This window comes from Paraburkholderia bengalensis (assembly GCF_037126505.1).
In the GTDB taxonomy this organism is placed as follows: Bacteria; Pseudomonadota; Gammaproteobacteria; order Burkholderiales; family Burkholderiaceae; genus Paraburkholderia; species Paraburkholderia bengalensis.
The window spans coordinates 1-21,049 of the sequence record NZ_JACFYJ010000013.1 but is presented as its reverse complement, the minus strand read 5'-3'; the positions used below and the strand labels follow the sequence as shown (position 1 = coordinate 21,049).

16 protein-coding genes, 1 tRNA gene and 1 pseudogene are annotated in these 21,049 nt (G+C 63.7%); 7 read left to right on the top strand and 11 right to left on the bottom strand.

Annotated elements, in window-relative coordinates:
• The first annotated feature begins 260 nt into the window (after nucleotides 1-260).
• The 4 genes from H3V53_RS10795 to H3V53_RS10780 all read left to right on the top strand — a co-directional run bounded on the left by H3V53_RS10795 (nucleotide 261) and on the right by H3V53_RS10780 (nucleotide 4,128).
• Nucleotides 261-1,628 (top strand): DUF3300 domain-containing protein, encoded by a 1,368-nt coding sequence (locus tag H3V53_RS10795; RefSeq protein WP_336597906.1) that lies wholly within the window; start codon nucleotides 261-263, stop codon nucleotides 1,626-1,628.
• Nucleotides 1,629-1,649: 21 nt separating this feature from the next.
• Nucleotides 1,650-2,612, top strand: a complete 963-nt coding sequence (locus H3V53_RS10790) for a DUF2950 domain-containing protein (protein ID WP_336597905.1) — start codon at nucleotides 1,650-1,652, stop codon at nucleotides 2,610-2,612.
• Nucleotides 2,613-3,002: 390 nt separating this feature from the next.
• The gene (gene folD / locus H3V53_RS10785; RefSeq protein WP_336597904.1) at nucleotides 3,003-3,860 is read left to right on the top strand and encodes a bifunctional methylenetetrahydrofolate dehydrogenase/methenyltetrahydrofolate cyclohydrolase FolD; all 858 of its coding nucleotides are present in this window, start codon (nucleotides 3,003-3,005) and stop codon (nucleotides 3,858-3,860) included.
• A gap of 115 nt (nucleotides 3,861-3,975) precedes the next feature.
• Complete coding sequence (locus H3V53_RS10780; RefSeq protein ID WP_336597903.1) at nucleotides 3,976-4,128, top strand: hypothetical protein; 153 nt, start codon at nucleotides 3,976-3,978, stop codon at nucleotides 4,126-4,128.
• Between the two features lie 529 nt (nucleotides 4,129-4,657).
• Here the strand turns inward: H3V53_RS10780 and H3V53_RS10775 are convergent.
• Nucleotides 4,658-5,029: an acyltransferase family protein gene (locus tag H3V53_RS10775; RefSeq protein ID WP_336597902.1), complete on the bottom strand. Its 372-nt coding sequence runs from the start codon at nucleotides 5,027-5,029 to the stop codon at nucleotides 4,658-4,660.
• Nucleotides 5,030-5,470: 441 nt separating this feature from the next.
• On the opposite strand from H3V53_RS10775, the gene H3V53_RS10770 reads away from it, so the two are divergent.
• Nucleotides 5,471-7,573: a M3 family metallopeptidase gene (locus H3V53_RS10770; RefSeq protein ID WP_336597901.1), complete on the top strand. Its 2,103-nt coding sequence runs from the start codon at nucleotides 5,471-5,473 to the stop codon at nucleotides 7,571-7,573.
• Nucleotides 7,574-7,752: 179 nt separating this feature from the next.
• On the opposite strand, the gene xth is transcribed toward H3V53_RS10770, so the two are convergent.
• Both xth and H3V53_RS10760 read right to left on the bottom strand, forming a co-directional pair.
• Complete coding sequence (xth, locus tag H3V53_RS10765) at nucleotides 7,753-8,529, bottom strand: exodeoxyribonuclease III (protein ID WP_054924816.1); 777 nt, start codon at nucleotides 8,527-8,529, stop codon at nucleotides 7,753-7,755.
• A 176-nt stretch (nucleotides 8,530-8,705) separates the two neighbouring features.
• Nucleotides 8,706-8,782 (bottom strand) — tRNA-Met (locus tag H3V53_RS10760).
• A gap of 182 nt (nucleotides 8,783-8,964) precedes the next feature.
• On the opposite strand from H3V53_RS10760, the gene H3V53_RS10755 reads away from it, so the two are divergent.
• Nucleotides 8,965-10,254 (top strand): amidohydrolase family protein, encoded by a 1,290-nt coding sequence (locus tag H3V53_RS10755; protein ID WP_336597900.1) that lies wholly within the window; start codon nucleotides 8,965-8,967, stop codon nucleotides 10,252-10,254.
• Between the two features lie 122 nt (nucleotides 10,255-10,376).
• Here the strand turns inward: H3V53_RS10755 and ntrC are convergent.
• The 3 genes and pseudogenes from ntrC to glnA all read right to left on the bottom strand — a co-directional run bounded on the left by ntrC (nucleotide 10,377) and on the right by glnA (nucleotide 14,666).
• Nucleotides 10,377-11,890 (bottom strand): annotated as a pseudogene (ntrC, locus tag H3V53_RS10750) (nitrogen regulation protein NR(I)).
• A 35-nt stretch (nucleotides 11,891-11,925) separates the two neighbouring features.
• The gene (glnL, locus tag H3V53_RS10745; protein WP_054924819.1) at nucleotides 11,926-13,068 is read right to left on the bottom strand and encodes a nitrogen regulation protein NR(II); all 1,143 of its coding nucleotides are present in this window, start codon (nucleotides 13,066-13,068) and stop codon (nucleotides 11,926-11,928) included.
• A 182-nt stretch (nucleotides 13,069-13,250) separates the two neighbouring features.
• Complete coding sequence (gene glnA, locus H3V53_RS10740; protein WP_012400875.1) at nucleotides 13,251-14,666, bottom strand: type I glutamate--ammonia ligase; 1,416 nt, start codon at nucleotides 14,664-14,666, stop codon at nucleotides 13,251-13,253.
• A gap of 453 nt (nucleotides 14,667-15,119) precedes the next feature.
• Here glnA and H3V53_RS10735 point away from each other — a divergent pair, with 453 nt between their 5' ends.
• On the top strand, nucleotides 15,120-15,584 hold the full coding sequence (locus H3V53_RS10735; RefSeq protein ID WP_336597899.1) for a rhodanese-like domain-containing protein: 465 nt from the start codon (nucleotides 15,120-15,122) through the stop codon (nucleotides 15,582-15,584).
• A 167-nt stretch (nucleotides 15,585-15,751) separates the two neighbouring features.
• Here the strand turns inward: H3V53_RS10735 and H3V53_RS10730 are convergent, their stop codons facing one another.
• The 5 genes from H3V53_RS10730 to H3V53_RS10710 form a co-directional block, all read right to left on the bottom strand.
• Complete coding sequence (locus tag H3V53_RS10730; protein WP_336597898.1) at nucleotides 15,752-16,582, bottom strand: competence/damage-inducible protein A; 831 nt, start codon at nucleotides 16,580-16,582, stop codon at nucleotides 15,752-15,754.
• A 25-nt stretch (nucleotides 16,583-16,607) separates the two neighbouring features.
• Nucleotides 16,608-17,474 carry an EI24 domain-containing protein gene (locus H3V53_RS10725; protein ID WP_336597897.1) on the bottom strand — a complete coding sequence of 289 codons (867 nt, stop codon included), beginning with the start codon at nucleotides 17,472-17,474 and terminating at the stop codon, nucleotides 16,608-16,610.
• 299 nt (nucleotides 17,475-17,773) lie between these two features.
• A complete protein-coding gene (locus tag H3V53_RS10720) occupies nucleotides 17,774-18,757 on the bottom strand; it encodes a sterol desaturase family protein (RefSeq protein ID WP_054924822.1) in 984 nt (327 codons plus the stop codon).
• A 51-nt stretch (nucleotides 18,758-18,808) separates the two neighbouring features.
• A complete protein-coding gene (locus tag H3V53_RS10715) occupies nucleotides 18,809-19,822 on the bottom strand; it encodes a YVTN family beta-propeller repeat protein (RefSeq protein WP_419539472.1) in 1,014 nt (337 codons plus the stop codon).
• Nucleotides 19,823-20,094: 272 nt separating this feature from the next.
• On the bottom strand, nucleotides 20,095-21,049 hold a 955-nt coding region (locus H3V53_RS10710), incomplete at its 5' end, for a DUF3418 domain-containing protein (protein WP_336597896.1).

Sequence of the window (21,049 nt, the reverse complement as noted above, 5' to 3'; positions counted from 1 at the left end):
TGCTTCCTAATTTACATACAAATCTTCCGGCAGCCTGACGGACACTGGACATGCGTAGCGCGGTCGCGCCGCGAGTATCGCCAGCCATGATGCACGTCGCATGCAACACCATCGCCGCGCTTGCGCGGGCAATCCACTTCCATTATCAGTCGACACACACCGTCGTCCGCTCATCGCTCCATTGCGACAACACCATACCCTGGCGATCCGGCGTTACCCGGCCGCCATCGAGTACATAACGCAGCAAGGAGGTTTTCATCGTGAAACGTTACGGACCGTACAGGTCGCGCGCGTGGCTCATTTGCGCGGCGCTTGCGGGCTTGCCGCTCGCCGTGGGTGTCGTCGCGCCGACTGACGCCGTCGCCCAGACGCCCGCCAAGGTGTCGAACCAGCAGCTCGATTCATTGACAGCGCCCATTGCGCTCTATCCTGACGCGCTGCTTGCGCAGGTGCTAATGGCCGCGACATTTCCGCAGGACGTCGATGCGGCCGCCGCGTGGTCGAAAGCGAACACGCAGTACAAGGGCGACGACGCGGTGAAAGCCGTCGCATCAGAGCCGTGGGACCCGAGCGTGCAGTCGCTCGTCGCGTTTCCACAGGTGCTCGCGACGATGGCGTCGAAGCCCGACTGGGTTACGCAACTCGGCAACGCGTTTCTCGCGCAGCCCAACGACGTGATGGACTCGGTGCAGCGCTTGCGCAAACAGGCGCAGTCGGCAGGCAATCTGAAGTCGAGCGAGCAGCAGAAGGTGATCGTCGAGCAGAACACGATCCAGATCGAGCCCGCCAATCCGCAAGTGGTCTACGTGCCCACCTACAATCCGACCGTCGTCTACGGTACGTGGCCGTATCCCGCCTACCCGCCCGTCTATGTGCCGCCGCCGCCCGGCTACGCCATCGCATCGGGCTTCATGACGGGGCTCGCATTCGGCGCGGGCATCGCCGTCGCCAACTCGCTGTGGGGCGGCTTCAACTGGAACAATCATGACGTGAACATCAACGTCAATCGCTACAACAACATCAACGTCAACAACCGGATCACCTCGAATAACACCACGGCGAACTGGAACCGTAACGCGAACATCAACCGCAACAACGCGAATCTCAATCGCAACAACGCCAATTTGAACAACGCCAATCTCTCTGCGCAGCGCGACCAGTATCGCGGCCGCGACGCCTCGCGTGCTCAGGCGCAGCAGACGCTGCAGAACCGAACCGGCCAGAACCTGAGCGGCAACGCGAGTCAGCGCGTGCAGAACATTCATCAGGGCGGCGCTGGCGCTGAAGGGGTCCGCAACAGCGCACAGAATCTGAACCGTGACAACGCGTTGCGCGGTTCGGGCGACGCAGCCGGCTCGCGGCAGGATCTCCAGCGAGGACAATCGAGCCGTCAATCGCTCGCGAGCAACGGCGCGAACAATCGGCCGGGCGCCGGCGGCGGCGGACAGCAGTTCGGCGGCGGACGGGGCGAAGGCGGTCGCGCTGGAGGCGCGGCTGGCGGCCAGGGTGGCGGCTTCCATGGCGGAGGCGGAGGTGGAGGCGGCAATCTCGGCGGCGGCGGCCGCGCCGGCGGTTTCGGCGGCGGCGGTGGCGGTGGCGGTGGCGGCGGACATTTCCATCGCCGCTAAACGACGACACAGGAGGCACACATGATCCGCAACTCGACTCGCGGCGCACTGCGCGCCCCGCATTCCGCACAACCATGCGCGGCACACGCGACTACCGGGCGCGTTTCGCACGCGCTCACGGTCGCTGCAGTCGCGGTGCTCTTCGCCGTCGCGCAGCCTGCTGCCGCGCAGGCGGTCTATCCGTCGCCCGATGCGGCCGCCGAAGCGTTCGCCAATGCGCTCTCGACAAACGACCAGCCGGCGATGGAAAAGGTGCTCGGCAAAAACTTCGGCCGTTACATTCCGACCACCAATATCGGCGAAGACGACATCTACGCATTCCTCGGGCAATGGGCGAAAGGCCATCACCTCGTCGACGATCCCACGCCCCACCACGGCCGCAAGAGCGTGCATCTGGCCGTCGGGGATGGCGGCTGGACGCTGCCCATTCCCATCGTGCAAACGGCGCGCGGCTGGCAATTCGATACGCCCGCCGCCACCGACGAGATGCTCACGCGCCGCATCGGCCGCAACGAGCGCGCGGCGATTCTCACGTCGCAGGCTTATGTCGACGCGCAGAACGACTATCGCGGCCAGATGCAGCACTACGCGCAGAAATTCATCAGCTCACCCGGCAAGCGCGACGGCCTGTACTGGCCGACCGCACCCGGCGAGCCCGACAGCCCCCTGGGCCCGCTCGCCGCGACGATGCCTCATCAGATCGCGCCCGGCGAAGCCTACTACGGCTATCACTACCGCATCCTCACGTCGCAGGGCGCGGCAGCCGATGGCGGCGCGCAGAACTATCTGCAGGACGGCGTGCTGTCGAAAGGCTTCGGCCTCGTCGCGTGGCCAGCGGAATACGGCAAGACGGGCGTGATGAGTTTCATCGTCAACCAGAACGGCAAGGTCTTTCAGAAGAATCTCGGGCCGCAAACGGCGCGCGTCGCGGGCGCGATCACGTCGTTCAATCCCGATTCGTCGTGGCAGGCAGCGCAGCCGTGACCGCCCGCTGAATCTGCGTCGAGCCCCGACGCCGCATGGGCGGCCGGCGTCGGGCCTTGGTATGAAAGCGCGACTGGCTCGCCCGCCGTTGCGAGCGTTTCGGCTCGCGGCCAGGTAGCTTCACATTCCCGCCGCGCACCCCAAACCGATCCCATCCCCGACGGTATAATGTCGAACTTCGCTGCGGCGCGGTTTTCGCGCCGGGCGCTTTGCGGCACGCGACGGGTTCCTGCCCGCCAGCGTCAATCGCGCGATGCGCAGCATCCGCCACGGCGAGGGCCGCAAACGCGCAAGCAGCACGCACGACGCGCGGCATGCGCGGCAACTTGTCTCCATGCCCTGCGCCTGTCCGCCCCGCCCGCATTCCGACACGCCCATTCTCGACCGACCATGACAGCCAAACTGATCGACGGCACCGCCCTTTCCAAGACCTTGCGCGCCGACGTCGCCACTCGCGCCGCCGCCCTCGCCGCCCGCGGACATCAACCGGGGCTCGCCGTCGTGCTCGTCGGCGACAATCCGGCGAGCGAGGTCTACGTCCGCAACAAGGTGAAGGCTTGCGAGGACAACGGTCTGTTCTCGTCGTATGACCGCTATCCCGCGACGCTGACGGAAGCCGGTCTGCTCGCGCGCATCGACGAACTCAACCGCGATCCGAAGATTCACGGCATTCTCGTGCAACTGCCGCTGCCCGCGCACATCGACGGCCACAAGGTGATCGAAGCAATCGCGCCGGAGAAGGACGTCGACGGCTTTCACGTCGCGAATGCCGGCGCGCTGATGACGGGCAAGCCGCTGTTCCGCCCGTGCACGCCGTATGGCGTGATGAAGATGTTCGAGGCTTACGGCATCGACCTGAACGGCGCGAACGCCGTCGTGATCGGGCGCTCGAACATCGTCGGCAAGCCGATGGCCATGCTGCTGCTGCAAGCCAACGCAACGGTCACGATGTGCCACAGCAGGACGCGCGACATCGGCGCGTTCACACGCGAAGCAGATGTCGTCGTGGTCGCGACGGGCCTGCGCAATACGCTGACGGCCGACATGGTGAAACCCGGCGCGACCGTCATCGACGTCGGCATGAACCGCGACGAGAACGGCAAGCTGTGCGGCGACGTCGACTTCGCGAACGTCAAGGAAGTGGCCGGCCACATCACGCCCGTGCCCGGCGGCGTCGGCCCGATGACGATCACGATGCTGCTCGTCAACACGATCGAAGCAGCCGAACGCGCGGCCGGCAACGCCTGAAGATGCGCCGTCAGATGCGCGGCAACTTAAAAGCGGCGGCCAACGAACGCTCAAATGGGCCATCTGCGTCGAACCGTCGCGTGCCTCGCGCTTGCGGCGTTCGAGTTGCCTCGCCGTGCTGCGCGCAATGCACGCGCGGCACAAGGCCATCGCGGGACGCTCGATCCAGCGCGAAGAAAACGCCGCCGCCGCGAGGATGAACGGCGCGCTGACGACGACCGAGAGCATCGGCGGCATGGCCGGTGCGATCGCCGCCACGCATTGCTGAACCATGAAGCCATACAGGTAGATCGCGTACGAGTAATCGCGGCGCGGCACCCAGTTGCGCAATAACGGCGTCGTGCCGATCCACAGCACGCCATAGACGAACGCGATATAAAACAGCACCCGCGCGCCCGCCATGTCGCGAAACACGAGAAAGACCAGCAACAGTCCCAGCGCGGCAAATCCGTCGATGCGCACGTGCTCCCGCCATCCGTACAGCAGAACGCCGAGAAAAAAGAACGACTCGGGGAAAAACGAATAGCCGCCCGCCTTATCCTGGAAATCGCGCAGCTCCACACGCAACGCAAACGCGATCGCGCAAAGCAGCACGGCGATCACGCAGCGTCGCGGCGTCGACAGCAGGCCTGGCATGCCCGTCACCAGCACGAGCAGATAGCAGCGCACTTCGAGCGGCAGCGTCCACAGCGGCGCGCAGATATCGTGGCCGAAGCGGTCGTGGTCGAACACGCCCGGCAGCGTGCAGGCGCGCTTGAGCGCGAGCGTCGAAAAATAGTCGACGTTTCGCCAGATGCTCACTGACGCGAAGTACTCGTGCAATGAAAGCGTCGTGAAGATCGCCCGACGATGCAAATCGCCACCAGCGAAGCCCCGACAAGCGCCGGCAGCAATCGCGCCAGCCGCAGCGCGACGAAACGCGGCACCGAGCGCTGATGCTCGAAGCTCGCGCTCACCAGCATGCCGCTCAACAGGAAGAACGCGTACACGGCAAGACTGCCCGCGCCGTCGAAACCCAGTGCCGCGGCGACACCGTCGGCGGCATGCGGGCGCTGGATCGTATACGCATGGCAGTAGACGACGGCGCACGCGGCCATCAGTCGGACGAGGTCGAAATTGTTCGCGTCGCGAGCGAGCGCGCGCGACAGGGTCGGTGGAAGCGGAGTCATCGCGAAGGCTACCTGATGCAGGGCGGCCGCCGTGCAGGCGCGGCGGCAACGGAAGGATGCGGGATGCGCGCCATGTTGCGGCGCGCGACGACGCTTCAACGATGCCCGACGACACCCGCCCCGACCGTGCGGTTGCCCACGCTTGCGTTCTGGTACAAATATGCCTGCGCCCGCCGTATCTGCGCGCGAGCGGCAGTTCTGATAACTTTGTCTCCCAAACGGCTGTACCTTGGCGACCGTCCACGGGCTGCGTCGTATAAAGCTTGAACAGTTGGAAATGGCGAACGGCGCCCCAAGCTATGTCGTGCAGCGCATCGCATGATCGACGCGCGCGGTTTGCGCGACGTGCGTTTCATGTGCCGCGCCTCATATTCAGACCCGGATGCGCATCGTCCGGGCCTTCATTTACCGCTTCATTTACCGCGTCAGACAGGAAGCATCATGTCCACCTCTCAATCGACATCAGACAATCCGCTCCTCGATTTCTCCGATCTGCCGCGCTTTGGCGAGATCCGCCCCGAACATGTGACCCCCGCTCTCGATGTGCTGCTCGCCAATGCAAGAGCCGCCGTCGACCGCGCAAGCCAGCCGTCGACGCCAGCGTCGTGGGACGACGTCGTCGAGCCCGTCGAGCGCGCGACCGAGCCGCTGTCGCGCGCGTGGGGCGTGATCGGCCACCTGAATGCCGTCGCCGATACGCCTGAACTGCGCGCCGCGCACGCCGACAATCTGCCGCGCGTGACCGAATTCTGGTCGAGCGTCGGACAGAATCTGGCGCTCTACGAGAAGTACAAGACGCTTGCCGCCAGCGGCGATTTCGAATCCCTGACGGGCGAACGCAAGAAAATTCTGAACAACTCGCTGCGTGATTTCAGACTGTCGGGTGCCGAACTGCCGGAAGACAAGAAGCCGCGCTTCGCCGAGTTGCAGGAGCGCCAGGCCGCGCTGTCGAAGGCATTCTCGGATCACGTGCTCGACGCGACCAACGCTTATGCGTACGTCGTCGAGAACAAGGACGACCTCGCGGGCCTGCCCGAAGATGTGATCGCCGCCGCGCGCGAAGCAGCCGAGCGCGAGCTCAAGAGCGGCTGGAAATTCACGCTGCATTTCCCGTCGTACTTCCCCGTGATGCAGTACTCGGAAAACCGCGCGATGCGCGAAACGATGTACCGCGCGTATGTCACGCGCGCCTCCGAGCTCGGTCCGCAGTACGGCAACGGCAAGGCCGAGTGGGACAACACGGAGAACGTCGCCGAGAGCCTGAAGCTTCGCCAGGAGGAAGCTCACATGCTCGGCTACGGGAACTTCGCGGAAGTGTCGCTGGCGCCGAAGATGGCCGAGTCGCCGGAACAGGTCATGGCGTTCCTCGAAGATCTCGCGACGCGCGCGCGCCCGCACGCCGAGCTCGACTGGAAGGAGTTGCGCGAGTTCGCCGCGAGCGAGCTCGGGCTCGCCGAACTGCAACCGTGGGATGTCGCGTTTGCCGCCGAGCGCCTGCGCGAGAAACGCTATTCGTTCTCCGAGAACGAAGTGAAGCAGTACTTCCCTGAAGACATCGTCCTCAAGGGCCTGTTCAAGGTCACGGAGACGTTGTTCGACGTGAAGATCCGCCCCGACCAAGCGGCCACCTGGCACGACGACGTGCGCTTCTTCCGCGTCGAGAACCAGGACGGCGGACTCGTCGCGCAGTTCTATCTGGACCTGTACGCGCGCGAAGGCAAGCGCGGCGGCGCCTGGATGGACGACGCGCGCTCCCGCCGCAAGCCCGTGAACGGCGCCGTGCAGACGCCCGTCGCGTATCTGACGTGCAACTTCTCGGCGCCCGTCGGCGGCAAGCCGGCATGCTTCACGCACGACGAAGTGATCACGCTCTTCCACGAGTTCGGCCACGGCCTGCATCACATGCTGACGCGCGTCGATGAACTGGGCGTGTCGGGCATCAACGGTGTCGAATGGGATGCCGTCGAACTGCCGTCGCAGTTCATGGAGAACTTCTGCTGGGAGTGGGATGTGCTCAGTGACATGACCCAGCACGTCGATACCGCGAAGCCGCTGCCGCGCGATCTGTTCGACAAGATGCTCGCCGCGAAGAACTTCCAGAGCGGTCTGGGCACGTTGCGCCAGATCGTGTTCTCGATGTTCGACATGAAGCTGCACGTCGACTTCGACCCCTCGGGCAAAGAGAGCGCGAACGATCTCGCGCGCGAGATCAACGAGCGTTTCCATGTGATTCCGCAAGCGGCGTTCTCACGCTGGCCAAATACGTTCAGCCACATCTTCGCGGGTGGTTATGCCGCGGGCTATTACAGCTACAAGTGGGCCGAAGTGCTGTCCGCAGATGCATATGCAGCGTTCGAAGAAGCCGCGCAGTCGGGCAAAGGCAGCGTGCTCGACGTGGCAACGGGCACGCGTTATCGCAAGGAGATCCTCGAAGTGGGCGGGAGCCGTCCCGCGATGGAATCGTTCAAGGCATTCCGTGGCCGCGAGCCGAACATCGACGCGCTGCTGCGTCACAACGGCATGGCGCCGGGCGCCGCGCATTGATGTGCCGCATTGATGTGCCGCATTGATGTGCCGCATTGATCTGACGCAGTGATCTGACGCAGTGATCTGAGACAGGACGAGCGGTCTGCCTGATGTCTGGTCAGTGACCGCTGAAACGACAACGGCCCGATAGCGTAACGCGCGATCGGGCCGTTTTTTTTATGCGACGTGCGCCGTGGTCATTCCGTCAAGGCAACAACGGGCGCGTGATCCGACGGCTGGTCCCACTTGCGCGGCGTCTTGTCGACGTCGCAATGTGTGCAGCTGGCGGCGAGCGGCTTCGACAGCAGGATATGGTCGATGCGCAGCCCGGCGTTGCGGCGGAATGCCAGCATACGGTAGTCCCACCACGTGAACGTCTTTTCGGGCTGCTCGAACAGCCGGAACGAATCGGCGAGCCCGAGTTCGATCAGACGCGTGAACTGCGCGCGCTCTTCCGGCGACACCAGGTTCTGCCCTTCCCACGCCTTCGGGTCGTGCACATCGCGGTCTTCCGGCGCGATGTTGTAATCGCCGAGCAACGCGAGCTTGGGATATTGCGCGAGCTCGCTCGCGACCCAGTCGTGCAGTGCGTCCAGCCAGCGCAGCTTGTAGGCGAACTTGTCCGTGCCGGGCGCCTGGCCGTTCGGAAAATATGCGGAGATTACGCGCACGCCTTCAATTGTGGCGGCAACCACACGCTGTTGCGGATCGTCGAAGCCAGGAATGTTGCGCACGATGCTGCTCTCGTCGACGCTCATGCCGTCGCGCACCAGAATGCCGACGCCGTTGTACGTCTTCTGTCCCGTGAACCAGCTGCGATAACCCTTTGCTTCGAGTTCGGCGCGCGGAAATTTTTCGTCGGGCAGCTTCAGCTCCTGAAGACACAGCACGTCGGTCTGACTCAGTTCGAGCCAGTCGATCACATGCTGCTGACGAACCTTCAGGGAGTTCACGTTCCACGTGGCTAATTTCATCGCTCGTTCTCGTTGTAGCGGGTGCTGGATGGAATCTTACCGCGATCGCGCCCGTGTGCTCAGTACGCCGCCATGCATAGGACAAAAAACAAAAAGCCCGCAACGCTTGTGGCGATGCGGGCTGTTTGAAGCGTAGTGCTTGAGGCCGTGTGGAGCAGGACACGATCCCTTGAAACTGGTTGCGGGGACAGGATTTGAACCTGTGACCTTCGGGTTATGAGCCCGACGAGCTGCCAGACTGCTCCACCCCGCGTCAGAGGAAGCGAATTGTACGGACACATTCGGCACCCGTCAAACATTTGGCCGAATTTTTTTCAGGCTCTTCCGCTACGCGCTCGCGACGTACGCTGAACGGTCACTCTTCCTATGTCATTCGAACGACTGCACACGCATGTCTTCCGCCGATAGAATCGATGTCATATCAAGGAGCCGCTCATGGATCTGATCATCCGTCGTGCCGTATTGCCGCGTAGCGCTGCGCAACAGAATGGCCCTGTCGATATCGGCATCGCGTCGGGGCGAATCGTGGATGTCGCGCCGCATGTCGCCGCCACCGCGCGAGAAGAGATCGACGCGAACGGCGCGCTCGTCACGCCGCCGCTCGTCGACGCCCACTTTCATATGGACGCGACGCTCTCCTATGGCCTGCCGCGCGTGAACGCATCGGGCACCTTGCTCGAAGGCATCGCGCTATGGGGCGAGCTCAAACCGCATCTGACACAAGAGGCGCTTGTGGAGCGCGCACTGCAGTATTGCGACTGGGCTGTCGCGCGCGGCTTGCTGGCTATTCGCACGCACGTCGACGTGTGCGACGAGCGGCTCCTCGCCGTGCAAGCGCTGCTCGAAGTGAAACGCCGCGTCGCGCCGTATATGGACCTGCAGCTCGTCGCGTTTCCGCAAGACGGCCTGCTGCGCAGCGCGGGCGCGTTCGACAACCTCAAGCGCGCCATCGAAATGGGCGTCGATGTGGTCGGCGGCATTCCGCACTTCGAACGGACAATGGCGGACGGCGCGGAATCCGTGCGGCTCTTGTGCGAGTTCGCGGCGCAAAAGGGTTTGCGTGTCGATATGCATTGCGACGAATCGGACGATCCACTCTCGCGCCATATCGAAACGCTGGCGGCACAAACACACCGGCTCGGTATGCAGGGTCGCGTCACGGGCTCGCACCTGACGTCGATGCATTCGATGGACAACTACTACGTCAGCAAGCTACTGCCGTTGATGCGCGAAGCGGGCGTGGCCGCCATCGCCAATCCATTGATCAACATCACGCTGCAAGGGCGCTCGGATACCTACCCGAAGCGGCGCGGCATGACGCGCGTGCCGGAAATGCTCGCGGCAGGCATCAATGTCGCGTTCGGTCACGACTGCGTGATGGACCCGTGGTACAGCCTCGGTTCCGGCGACATGCTCGAAGTCGCGCATATGGGTCTGCACGTCGCGCAAATGACAGGCATCGATGCGATGCATGCGTGCTTCGATGCCGTCACGGTCAACGCAGCGCGCATTCTGGGGCTCGAGCGTTATGGCATTGCGCCGGGCTGCGATGCGAACCTCGTCGTGCTCGATGCCCGCGATGCCGTCGAAGCAATCCGCTTGCGAGCCGCGCGGCTTGCCGTCGTGAGCCGCGGGAAAGTGGTCAGCCGCGCGCCCGCCGCCCGCGCGACGCTATCGCTGGACGGCCGTCCCACGGAAGTGGACTTCAAGCTGCATCGCGGATAAGAAAAAAAGCGGGTCCGGCGATACCGGACCCGTTTTGCCGTCGATTGCTGGCGGAAGCTCTGCGGTAGCGTCGGATGCGCAAAGAAACGCAGCGGCAACGCGAGCTTCACCCCATCAGGCGCTTACGGTTCGAGATTCAACTCCTGAATCTTGCGCGTGATCGTATTGCGTCCGATCCCGAGGCGCTCCGCTGCTTCCACTTTGCGCCCGCGCGTGAAATCGAGCGCTTCGCGGATCACGGCTGCTTCGAAACGGCGCGACAGTTCGTCCATCACATCGGGCGCATTTTCGCGCAACAGCTTTGCGACTTCCGTGCGCAGCCCGCTCTCCCAGACGGCGACAGGCAGCGGAATGCCGGCACCGCCGCCCGGCACGGACACGCCCGTTATCGGCGCAACGCCATTGGCCGCGCCGCCATTGCCCACTGCGGCCTCGCTCGAAACGACACCTGCAGCGGGGACGAATTCCGACCCGCCCTGCTGCGTCGAAACGAGATCGGGCGGCAAGTCCTTGATCTCGATGGTCTGCGCGGGCGCCATCACCGTCAGCCAGTTCGCGAGATTCTCGAGCTGACGCACGTTGCCGGGAAACGGCAGCGACGTCAGATAAGCGAGCGCCTCATCCGACACGCGCTTGGGCTCTACGCCCAGATCACGCGCGCTCTTTTGCAGGAAATGGCGCGTGAGCAGCGGAATGTCCTCGCTGCGCTCGCGCAATGGCGGCAGACGCAAGCGGATCACGTTGAGCCGGTGATACAAGTCCTCGCGGAACAGCCCTTGGCGCACACGCGATTCGAGATTCTGATGCGTCGCGGCGATCACGCGCACGTTCGCGCGCAGCGGATTGTGTCCGCCGACTCGATAAAACTGCCCATCCGACAAGACACGCAACAGACGCGTCTGCAAATCGAACGGCATATCGCCGATTTCATCGAGAAACAGCGTACCGTTCTCAGCTTGTTCAAAGCGGCCCTGACGCATCGCCTGTGCGCCCGTGAACGCGCCGCGCTCATGACCGAACAGTTCGGATTCCAGCAGATCCTTCGGAATCGCTGCTGTGTTCAGCGCGATGAATGGACCGTTCGCGCGTGGGCTATGTCGGTGCAAGGCACGCGCGACAAGTTCCTTACCGGTGCCTGATTCGCCCGTAATGAGCACGGTAGCGGCCGAATGCGACAGCCGGCCGATCGCGCGGAACATGTCCTGCATGGCGGGCGCCTGGCCGAGCATCTCCGGCGCTTCAGCGACGCGGTCGTCCCACGTCTGCTCGCCGCGCATGCTTTCGTCAACGGCGCGGCGAATCAGCTCGACGGCCTTGTCGACGTCGAACGGCTTCGCGAGGTACTCGAACGCGCCGCCCTGGAACGCGGCCACGGCGCTATCGAGATCCGAAAACGCGTCATGATGATGACGGGCAAGCCCGGCACGCGGTCGCGCACCGTCTGCAGCAGTTCGAGTCCCGAGCCGCCTGGCATCCTGATGTCGGAGACGAGCACCTGCGGGCTGTCGTGTTCCAGCGCGCCTGCAGCTTCGCGCACGTTCGCGAAGCTGCGCGTCGCGAAGTTCTCGCGCGCCAGTGCTTTTTCGAGCACCCAGCGGATCGATTGGTCGTCGTCTACTATCCAGATCGGCTTCATATAGGTCCGTCAGAAGTCTTGTATATCGTGTGGTGTCAGCAGTCGAGCGGCAGCAGAATCTGAAACTCGGTATGACCCGGACGGCTCTCCACTTCGATCATCCCGTCGTGCTGCTGCACGAAGGTCTGCGCGAGCGTCAGGCCAAGACCGCTGCCATCCTCACGCCCTGATACGAGGGGATAAAAGATGCGATCGCGTATGTCCTCGGGAATGCCGGGTCCGTTGTCGACGATATGCAAGTCCAGTGCCAGCTTGCAAAGACGTTTCGCGATCGTCACCTTCCGGGCGACGCGCGTGCGCAACTCGATGCGCGCATCGCCCTGCGAGATGCGTTCGCGCAGCGCTTCGGCCGCATTGCGCACGATGTTCAGCAGCGCCTGGATCAGTTGTTCCTTGTCACCGCGCAAGTCGGGGACGCTCACGTCGTAATCGCGCTCGATCGTGAGGCCGCGCGGAAACTCCGCGAGGATCACGGCGCGCACGCGCTCGCACACTTCGTGAATATTCACGTCGCCGACGATATGCGGATGACGATGCGGCTCGAGCAGCCGGTCGACGAGCGTTTGCAGCCGGTCCGATTCCTTGATGACGACCTGCGTGTACTCGCGCAACTCGTCGCGTTCGCGCGCGCCGAGTTCGAATTCGAGCAGTTGCGCCGCGCCGCGAATGCCGCCGAGCGGGTTCTTGATTTCATGCGCGAGGTTGCGGATCAGCTGCTTGTTGACGGCCGTCAGATCGTGAATGCGCTCTTCGCGATCGGAGCGCAGATGCCGCTCGTTCTCGAACAGTTCGAGCAGCACGTAGTCTTGCGCGCTCTCGAGAAAGCCGACGACGGCATGCACATGCAGCGGCTCGTGGCCTGGGCGTTCGAGCACGGCATCGAGATGCGTCGCGTGAAAACGGTGGGCGGCGATGGCGGCGATGGTCGCCGTCAGTTCTTCGCCGTTCGTGAAGATGTCGGGCCACGCCATTTGCGTCAACTGGCGGCGCGACATTTCGAGCATCGACTCAGCCGACGGATTCGCGAACGCAACGCGCAGCGTTCGCTTGTCGAGCACGAGCACGACGGTGGGCAGCGCCTCGAAGCCCGGCAGCAGACCGGACTCGACGAGTTGCGCATCATCCGACAGTGCGTCGGCATGCCCTTTTCTGGCCTTGATGAGGTTCTTCAATACCATCTTGATGTCGGGTCGGTACGCACGCGGTTCAGTACAGCTACGACTGGCTGTGCCACAAAAACGTCACTGTTTTCGATCCAACGAAAAAGGGACGGCGCCGCCGTCCCTTCATGACCGATCGCAGCGTCGGGGCGTACGCTTCGCCGCTCTTCGCGAGCGAAGCGCAGCGCCACCTGGAGCGATTACAGCGAGTAGTACAGTTCGAACTCAACCGGGTGCGTGGTCATACGCACGCGCTGCAGCTCGCTTTCCTTCAGTTCGAGGTACGCGTCGATCATGCCGTCGGTAAACACACCGCCGCGCGTCAGGAACTCGCGATCTGCGTCGAGTGCTTCCAGCGCCTGATCGAGGCCGGCACACACGGTCGGGATCTTTGCATCCTCTTCCGGCGGCAGGTCGTACAGGTTCTTGTCGGCAGCTTCGCCCGGATGGATCTTGTTCTGCACGCCGTCGAGACCCGCCATCATCAGTGCCGAGAAGCACAGGTACGGATTTGCGAGCGGGTCCGGGAAACGCGTTTCGATACGGCGGCCCTTCGGGTTCGCGACGTGCGGAATGCGGATCGATGCCGAACGGTTGCGTGCCGAGTAAGCCAGCTTCACGGGCGCTTCGAAGTGCGGCACGAGACGCTTGTACGAGTTCGTACCCGGGTTCGTGATCGCGTTCAGCGCGCGCGCGTGCTTGATGATGCCGCCGATGTAGAACAGCGCGAATTCCGACAGGCCAGCGTAGCCGTTGCCCGCGAACATGTTCTGGCCGTCCTTCCAGATCGACTGGTGAACGTGCATGCCCGAACCGTTGTCGCCGACGACCGGCTTCGGCATGAACGTCGCCGTCTTGCCGTACGTGTGCGCAACGTTGTGGACGATGTACTTCAGCTGCTGCGTCCAGTCAGCGCGCTGAACCAGCGTCGAGAACTTCGTGCCGATCTCGTTCTGGCCCTGGCCAGCGACTTCGTGGTGGTGCACTTCGACGGGAATGCCGATCTGTTCGAGCAGCAGACACATTTCCGAGCGGATGTCCTGGAACGTGTCGACGGGCGCGACCGGGAAGTAGCCGCCCTTCGTGCCCGGACGGTGACCCGTGTTGCCGCCTTCGAATTCCTTGCCCGACGACCACGGCGCTTCTTCCGAGCCAATCTTGACGAAGCAGCCCGACTGATCCGTGTTCCACTGGACCGAGTCGAAAATGAAGAATTCCGGTTCCGGACCGAAGAAGGCCGTGTCGCCGAGGCCCGTGCTCTTCAGGTACGCTTCTGCGCGCTTGGCGAGCGAGCGTGGGTCGCGCTCATAGCCCTTGCCGTCAGCCGGTTCGACGACGTCGCAGGTCAGCACGAGCGTCGATTCTTCGTAGAACGGGTCGATGAACGCGGTGTTCGAATCCGGCACGAGCAGCATGTCCGACGCTTCGATGCCCTTCCAGCCGGCAATCGAAGAACCGTCAAACGCATGGCCGCTTTCAAACTTGTCTTCGTCGAACGCCGACACCGGCACCGAAACGTGTTGCTCCTTGCCGCGCGTGTCGGTGAAACGGAAGTCGACAAACTTGACGTCCTCGTCCTTGACGAGCTGCATGACGTCGGCCACGGATTTACTCATAACCTATCTCCTGATTAACGAATTCGGCGGGTTCAGCCGCCGCCCAATCTAGCTGACCAGCCTCGACGCGTCCACCCCTCGCACGATTTCAGAGAGGGTTGGCCGTTTCTCGCATCGGGCCAGTTTTGATCGGCACCAATAAAGCAGCTTCCGTGCCATGTTCTCGCTCCGGCTGCGCCATTTCGTTGCAGCCCCAATGGCGACGCGCGTTCGCAGGGAATCCCCGCGCGCCGTTTGCGGGAATGTGGCGGCTCGCCGCCGCCGGAACGCACCGAGAATGTGCATGCATCAAATCATCGCCCGCTTAACACTTCATTCTGGTGCAACAACGCATATTCGCACCATTTTGAGGCGAATGCGTTAGCGCTCCGTTTCATGCGATCGATACGCCCCCGATGCGCCCGCCCGACACCTTGCTAGAATGTTTTTTTGGCCCTAAGGAGATTTGCTGTCATGAGTACGCTCGAACAGTTGTACAGCCAGGCTGAAAAGCGCCGTGTCGACAACCAGCTTCCGTACGCGGGCGCCCTCACGCCTGCCGAGGCATTCGAGCTGCTCCAACTCGACCCGCGCACCCGTCTCGTCGACGTGCGCACGCGCGCCGAGCTGGACTGGGTCGGCCGCCCCGTCGTCGGTGACGGGCAATACGCGCACGTCGAGTGGACGCGCTATCCGGGCGGCGTGCCGAACGCGGAATTCATCGATCAGCTGCGCCAGGTCGCAACGCCCGACACGCCCGTGCTGCTGCTGTGCCGCAGCGCCGCACGCTCGAAGCTCGCCGCCATCGCTGCTACGCAAGCGGGCTTCACGAAGGCGCTGGATCTGCTCGAAGGCTTCGAAGGCGACAAGGATGGCCAAGGGCATCGGAAGACCGTGTCGGGATGGTGTTTTCGCGGGTTGCCGTGGATCGGCGCGTAGGCGATCTCACGCAAGCGTGACAAGCGTAAGAAATCACCCTGCCTCATCTCAAGACATGCGGCGCACGGTGAACACGTGCGCCGCTTTTGTTTGGAATCGTCCGCGTGCGATGTGACATCCGGATGATGCCGATCCGGCGACGCAAATCGCCCGTTGGATCGGACCGGTTAGCGGCGCGGCTGAGCCTGCGCCGCTTCCGGCTCGACGATATCGCCGCCCAGCAGATGCACGCCTTCGCGCAGCTTCACGAACGCCGCGGCGACGGCCTCGGGCTCGCCCTTGACGCCGAGATCGATATGGCGGCGCGCATAGATGCCGCCGCGCTCGGCATCGCCGACGCTCGGCAGGCTGAACACGCGCACGCCCGGAAAGTCGTGCTCGATCTTTTCCATCAGCGGCGTCAGCGTCGATTCAGGCAACTCGAAGACGAGTAAGGACTTTTCCGCATGGGGCGTCGAGTGATGCAGGTGCTCATACTTCGTATCCAGTACCCATTCGATCATCGGCCAGGCCATCACGGGAAAGCCCGGCACGAAATGGTGATTGCCAACGGAGAAACCAGGAATCTTGTTGTACCCGTTCGGAATGATCGAGGCGCCGCGCGGATACGTGCCCATGTTCAGCCGATGCAGATTTTCCGGCGAGTTGAGGTCCACGGGCGCCGGCGAGTTCGCGGGATGCATCTCGCGGATGCGCTCCTGGATCAGCACTTTCGCTTCGGGATGCAGTTCGAGCGGCACGGCGAGCGCAGCGGCCGCGCACTGGCGCGTGTGATCGTCGGGCGTCGCGCCGATGCCGCCCGTCGAGAACACGATGTCACCCGTCGCAAACGTGCGGCGCAAGGTGGCCGTGATGCGGTCGGGATCGTCGCCGATATATTCGGCCCACGACAGCGCCAGGCCGCGCGCGCTCAAAAGCTGGATGACTTTCGGCAGATGCTTGTCGACGCGTCTGCCCGACAGAATTTCATCGCCGATGATGATGACGCCAAATGCCATGGCTGCCCCTTGTATCGCGGTTGTATCAGTAGGAAACGGGTGCCGTGCCGCGCGCGCCCAGGGAACCGGGCGGGCCATGATGGCCGTTCGAGCCGTGCTCTTCGGCGCGCATCCGCTGCAGCGCGCGCAGGCAGTAGTAGCCGAACCACAGCGCCGTAAACACGAGGATGAAAGCATAGATCCAGATGGTCACGGCGGTCATCACAGGGAACAGCACGATCAGCCACACGGAGGACGCCCAGATCAGCGTCGGCAGCGAGCCGAGCAGGCCGCTCGCCACGCCGATCAGCAGCAGGGGCAGCCGATGCCGGCGCACCAGCGCGCGCCGTTCTTCGATGCTCGCGTGCAGCGACAGCGCGTCGTATGTCATCACGCGATAGGTGAGCCAGCCCCACAGCAGCGGCGGAATCAGCGCGAAGAACGGTGGAATCAGCCACAGCGGCAGCGTGATCACGAGCACGACGAGGCACACGAGCGTCGTCCAGATGGAATGCACGACGCTGCCGTACCAGGTGCCGCCGCGCCGCATCTCCAGGCCGGCAAACTGACGCGCGGACAGATGGCGGATCACGGCGGGCATGGACAGCATTGCGATCAGCAGCAGCACGGTCACGACGATCAGCGGAATCGCGAGGGCAATCACGATGAACGGCGCCACAGCCGCGTGCAGCGACGAGAAGCCGAGCCAGTCGAACAGGCCGTAGAGCGTCGTCGTGAGCGGCCAGTTTTCGAGCCAGCTACGCGTCGTGCCGATCAGCGCCTGCCAGGAAAACCACAACGCCACGCCCCAGACGATGGCAGCCGCCGCGAACGGCATGAAAGTCAGCCACAGCATGCGTGGATGAAATACGGAAGAAAGCGCGCGCCCGAACGAGCGCAAGAGGTCATTCATGCGTAGTCGATGAGGTGATCGGAATGCGAGGAACGATGAGAAACGTGGACAGGATAAACCACGTTGGCGTACAACCGCTGAATGTGCCGATCGAACAGATCGCGAGCGGTCTGCGAGCCGCCTGGACGGCCCGCAACGGTCCGGCAAATCGAAGCCGATGGACGATTGCCGTGCCGCCCGCGTGCGCCATCACTGCGCCCACCGTTCTGCCATTGCGCGCGGTGGCGCGCAGTCCGCGTCGCAGTCCGCGTAAATACTGCGCGGATACAACCGCAAAGAGACGCCGACGCGGCGTGCCGTCAGACCGTACGCCGCTGCTTCTTGCCGCCCAGACGCTGCGCGATGCGCACGAACGCGAGCCAGTGCTGTGCCCAGAAGCCTTCGCCGTAGTGGCGGCCGCTCAATTGATCGCGGATGCCCGTCGGCTCCATTTCGCGGCTCCACGATGCGCTGCGAAACAGCATGTCCCACCACGGAAACAGCACGCCGAAGTTGCACCCGTACTTGAGCCCTTCGTGGCCGTAACCGATTGCATGATGACGACGATGGAACGTCGGGCTGACGAGCAGCCGCTCGCCGAGCCAGCCGAAATACAGACGGATGTTCGCGTGCTGCACGCTCTGCGCGAGGTTCGTGATTGCGACGAGCACGACGAACTGCGACGGCGGCACGCCGATGAACAGCGCGATGACGGCGAAGAAACACGCTTGCAGCAGATCGTCGAGCAGATGGTTGCGATCGTCGGCCCACAACGACATCTGCTGCTGGCTGTGATGCACGGCGTGCAGTTCCCACCAGACGCCGATCTTGTGCTGCCCGCGGTGATACCAGTAGCCCGCGAAGTCAAGCACGAGCAGATACATGATGAACGTGACGACAGGCTGCGTCGTCACGCCCGGCCACAAGTTGTCGAGCTCGATGTTGGCGATGCCGTGCAGCCGGAACCAGCCTTGCACGGCGTCGAAAAACGGTTGCAGCGCAAAGAAGAAAAACAGGTTGAGAATGCCGAGCTTCGCGATCCACGTGTACAGCACGTCGACGCGCACCGCCTTGCGGTCTTTCCACCGCTCGACGGGCCGCAGCGCCTCGAGCGGACGCAGCAGCGCGTACATCGCCAGCACCTCGAGCACACCGACGATCACCCAGTAAAGGCTGTCGTAGGTGTCCTCGTCGTAGTCCATCAGATTGAAGTGAAACAGCAACGGCTGCACGACGTCCACGTACAGCGCGGTCTGGATCGACGAGATGAAGCTGTCGAGACTGGAGGCGATCAGGTGGAACATGGTGCTCTATGTACGTCGCGCGGCGCGCGGCCCATGCGCGCCACCGGGGTGTCAGGCGCCGTTCGGCGCGGTGACGGGCGCGCGGTTGAAGAAATAGATGCCGTGCGGCGAACGGCCGACGGCGATCGTCTGGATCAGCTTGTGCGTCGTCAGGTCGATCACGCCGACGTGCTTCGCAAAGCGGAACGTTACCCACAGATAGCGCTTGTCGGCGGAAAGTTCCATGTCGTCCGGTCCCGGCATCAGGCCCGTGATGTCGCCGACGTTGGTGAGCGTGTCCTCGTCGATGATGCTGATCGTGCTCGCCACGCGGTTCGACACGGCCACATGCTTGCCGTCCGCGAGCGAACGGAAGTTGTGCGCGCCCTTGCCCGTCATGATGGTCTTGACGATCTTCTGGTTGCGCCAGTCGACCACGGCGACGTAATCCGCGCCCGTCATGCCGATCAGCAGGTACTTGTCGCCCGGCGTCATCCACAGGCCGGCCGGCACCTTGCCGACTTTCATCTTCCACTTGACCGTCTGCGTGGCCAGATCGACGGCGGCCAGTTCGCCCGACACCTGCAGCGTGACGAACACCGTCTTGCTGTCGTTCGTGAACGCCATGTGGCTCGGCATCACGGCGAGCGGCAGCCGGCTCGCGAGCGTCATGTTGTGACCGTCGTAGTGATAGATGTCGAGACGGTCGAGGCGCAGCCCCGTCGTCACGAGCCACTTGCGGTCAGGCGAGAAACCGATCTGATACGGATCTTCGATATTCTCCACCCAGCGTTGCGGCTTGCCCGTTTTCGGATCGACGAACATCAGGTTGTTCGACACCGAATTCGCGACGATCAGCGACGAATTGTCGGGCGTCGGCATCAGGTGATGCGGCTCCTTGCCAGTCGGCACCGTGTCGATGACCTGACGCGTGGCCTCGTCGATCAGGCTCAGCGTGGCCTCGCCCGAATTGAGCACGATCACGTTGTTGGCGAACACAGAGGGGGAGAAAAACGCTGCTGAAGCGACGAGCGTCGCGCCGGCTGCGAACGCGCTGGTCAAGCCGGACAGGAAAAATTTGCGCATGAAGACTCACATCAGGGGATAGCCGCCATTGTAGAACGTTTGCGATGCTCAACGGTTGACCTCGGTCGAGGAAAATCAGCGCGCTGCGGCAGCCCGCCGCGCGGGCTCGATCGCGTGCCCCGAGCAGGAAAATCCGCAACAAACCGGGCAGCGCGAATCACCCGCGTCCGCGCAGCGACACACAGCGCGCGCCGCCTGCTCACAGGCGTTACTGGTCGTCGTCATCGCGGGGCGGGCGCATTGGCAGGGCGCATAGCAGGCCTCCTCGTCCGTCAACGCTGCATCGACTCCCACACCTTGTACAGACGCTTGACGGACACGGGCATCGGCGTGCGCAGTTCCTGCGCGAACAGCGACACGCGCAGTTCCTCGAGCAGCCAGCGGAATTCCGCGAGCCGCGCATCCAGCACGCCGCCGCGCTGCGCGAGCGCCCGTTGATAGTGCTGCGCGAGCGGCGCGAATTCCGCGAACTGACGCGCGTCGCGCGCCGGGTCCGCTTTCAGCTTGTCGATGCGCAGCGCGATTCCCTTCAGATAGCGGGGAAAGTGCGTCAGCTGCGGGTACGGCGTATCGACGATAAAGCGTTTGCCGATCAGCGCGTCCAACTGGCCCTGCATGTCCGCGTAGGCCGCCGCGAACGGCTTCGCCTGCGCCATTTTTTTCACGACGGCCGAATACTCGCCGAGAATCTGTCCGACGAGACGGGCAATCTCCTGCGCGAGCAGTGTCAGCCGGCTGCGGCCTTCGTCCTTGCGCGCGTGGAAGCTCGCGTCGTCGTCGGGCAGCGGGTCCTGCAGACACGCGCGGTCGAGCGCCGTATCGATCAGCTGATCGCGCAGCTCTTCCTGCGTGCCGCGCGGCATGAACTGCATGGCCATTTCGCGCAGCCCCGGCAGATTCTTCTCCAGATACTTGATCGGTTCGCGCAACTGCAGCGCGAACAGCCGCCGCAGACCCGCACGATGGATACGCGCGGCTTCGTCGGGCGAATCGAACACTTCGACGTCGCAATGCGTGCCGCGATCGACGAGCGCCGGATAGCCGAAGAGCGTCTGCCCGCCGCGCCGGATTTCCAGCAGCTCGGGGAGCTTGCCGAAGTTCCAGGTCGTGAGGTTCTCGTAGAGCGCTGTCGCAGGCGCGGCCGCGGATTCGGCTGGCGCCGGCGTGTGCGGACGGCTGGATGCGCCGCGCGCGCCGCTGCCAACGCTGGCGCCGCGCGCTGGCGTG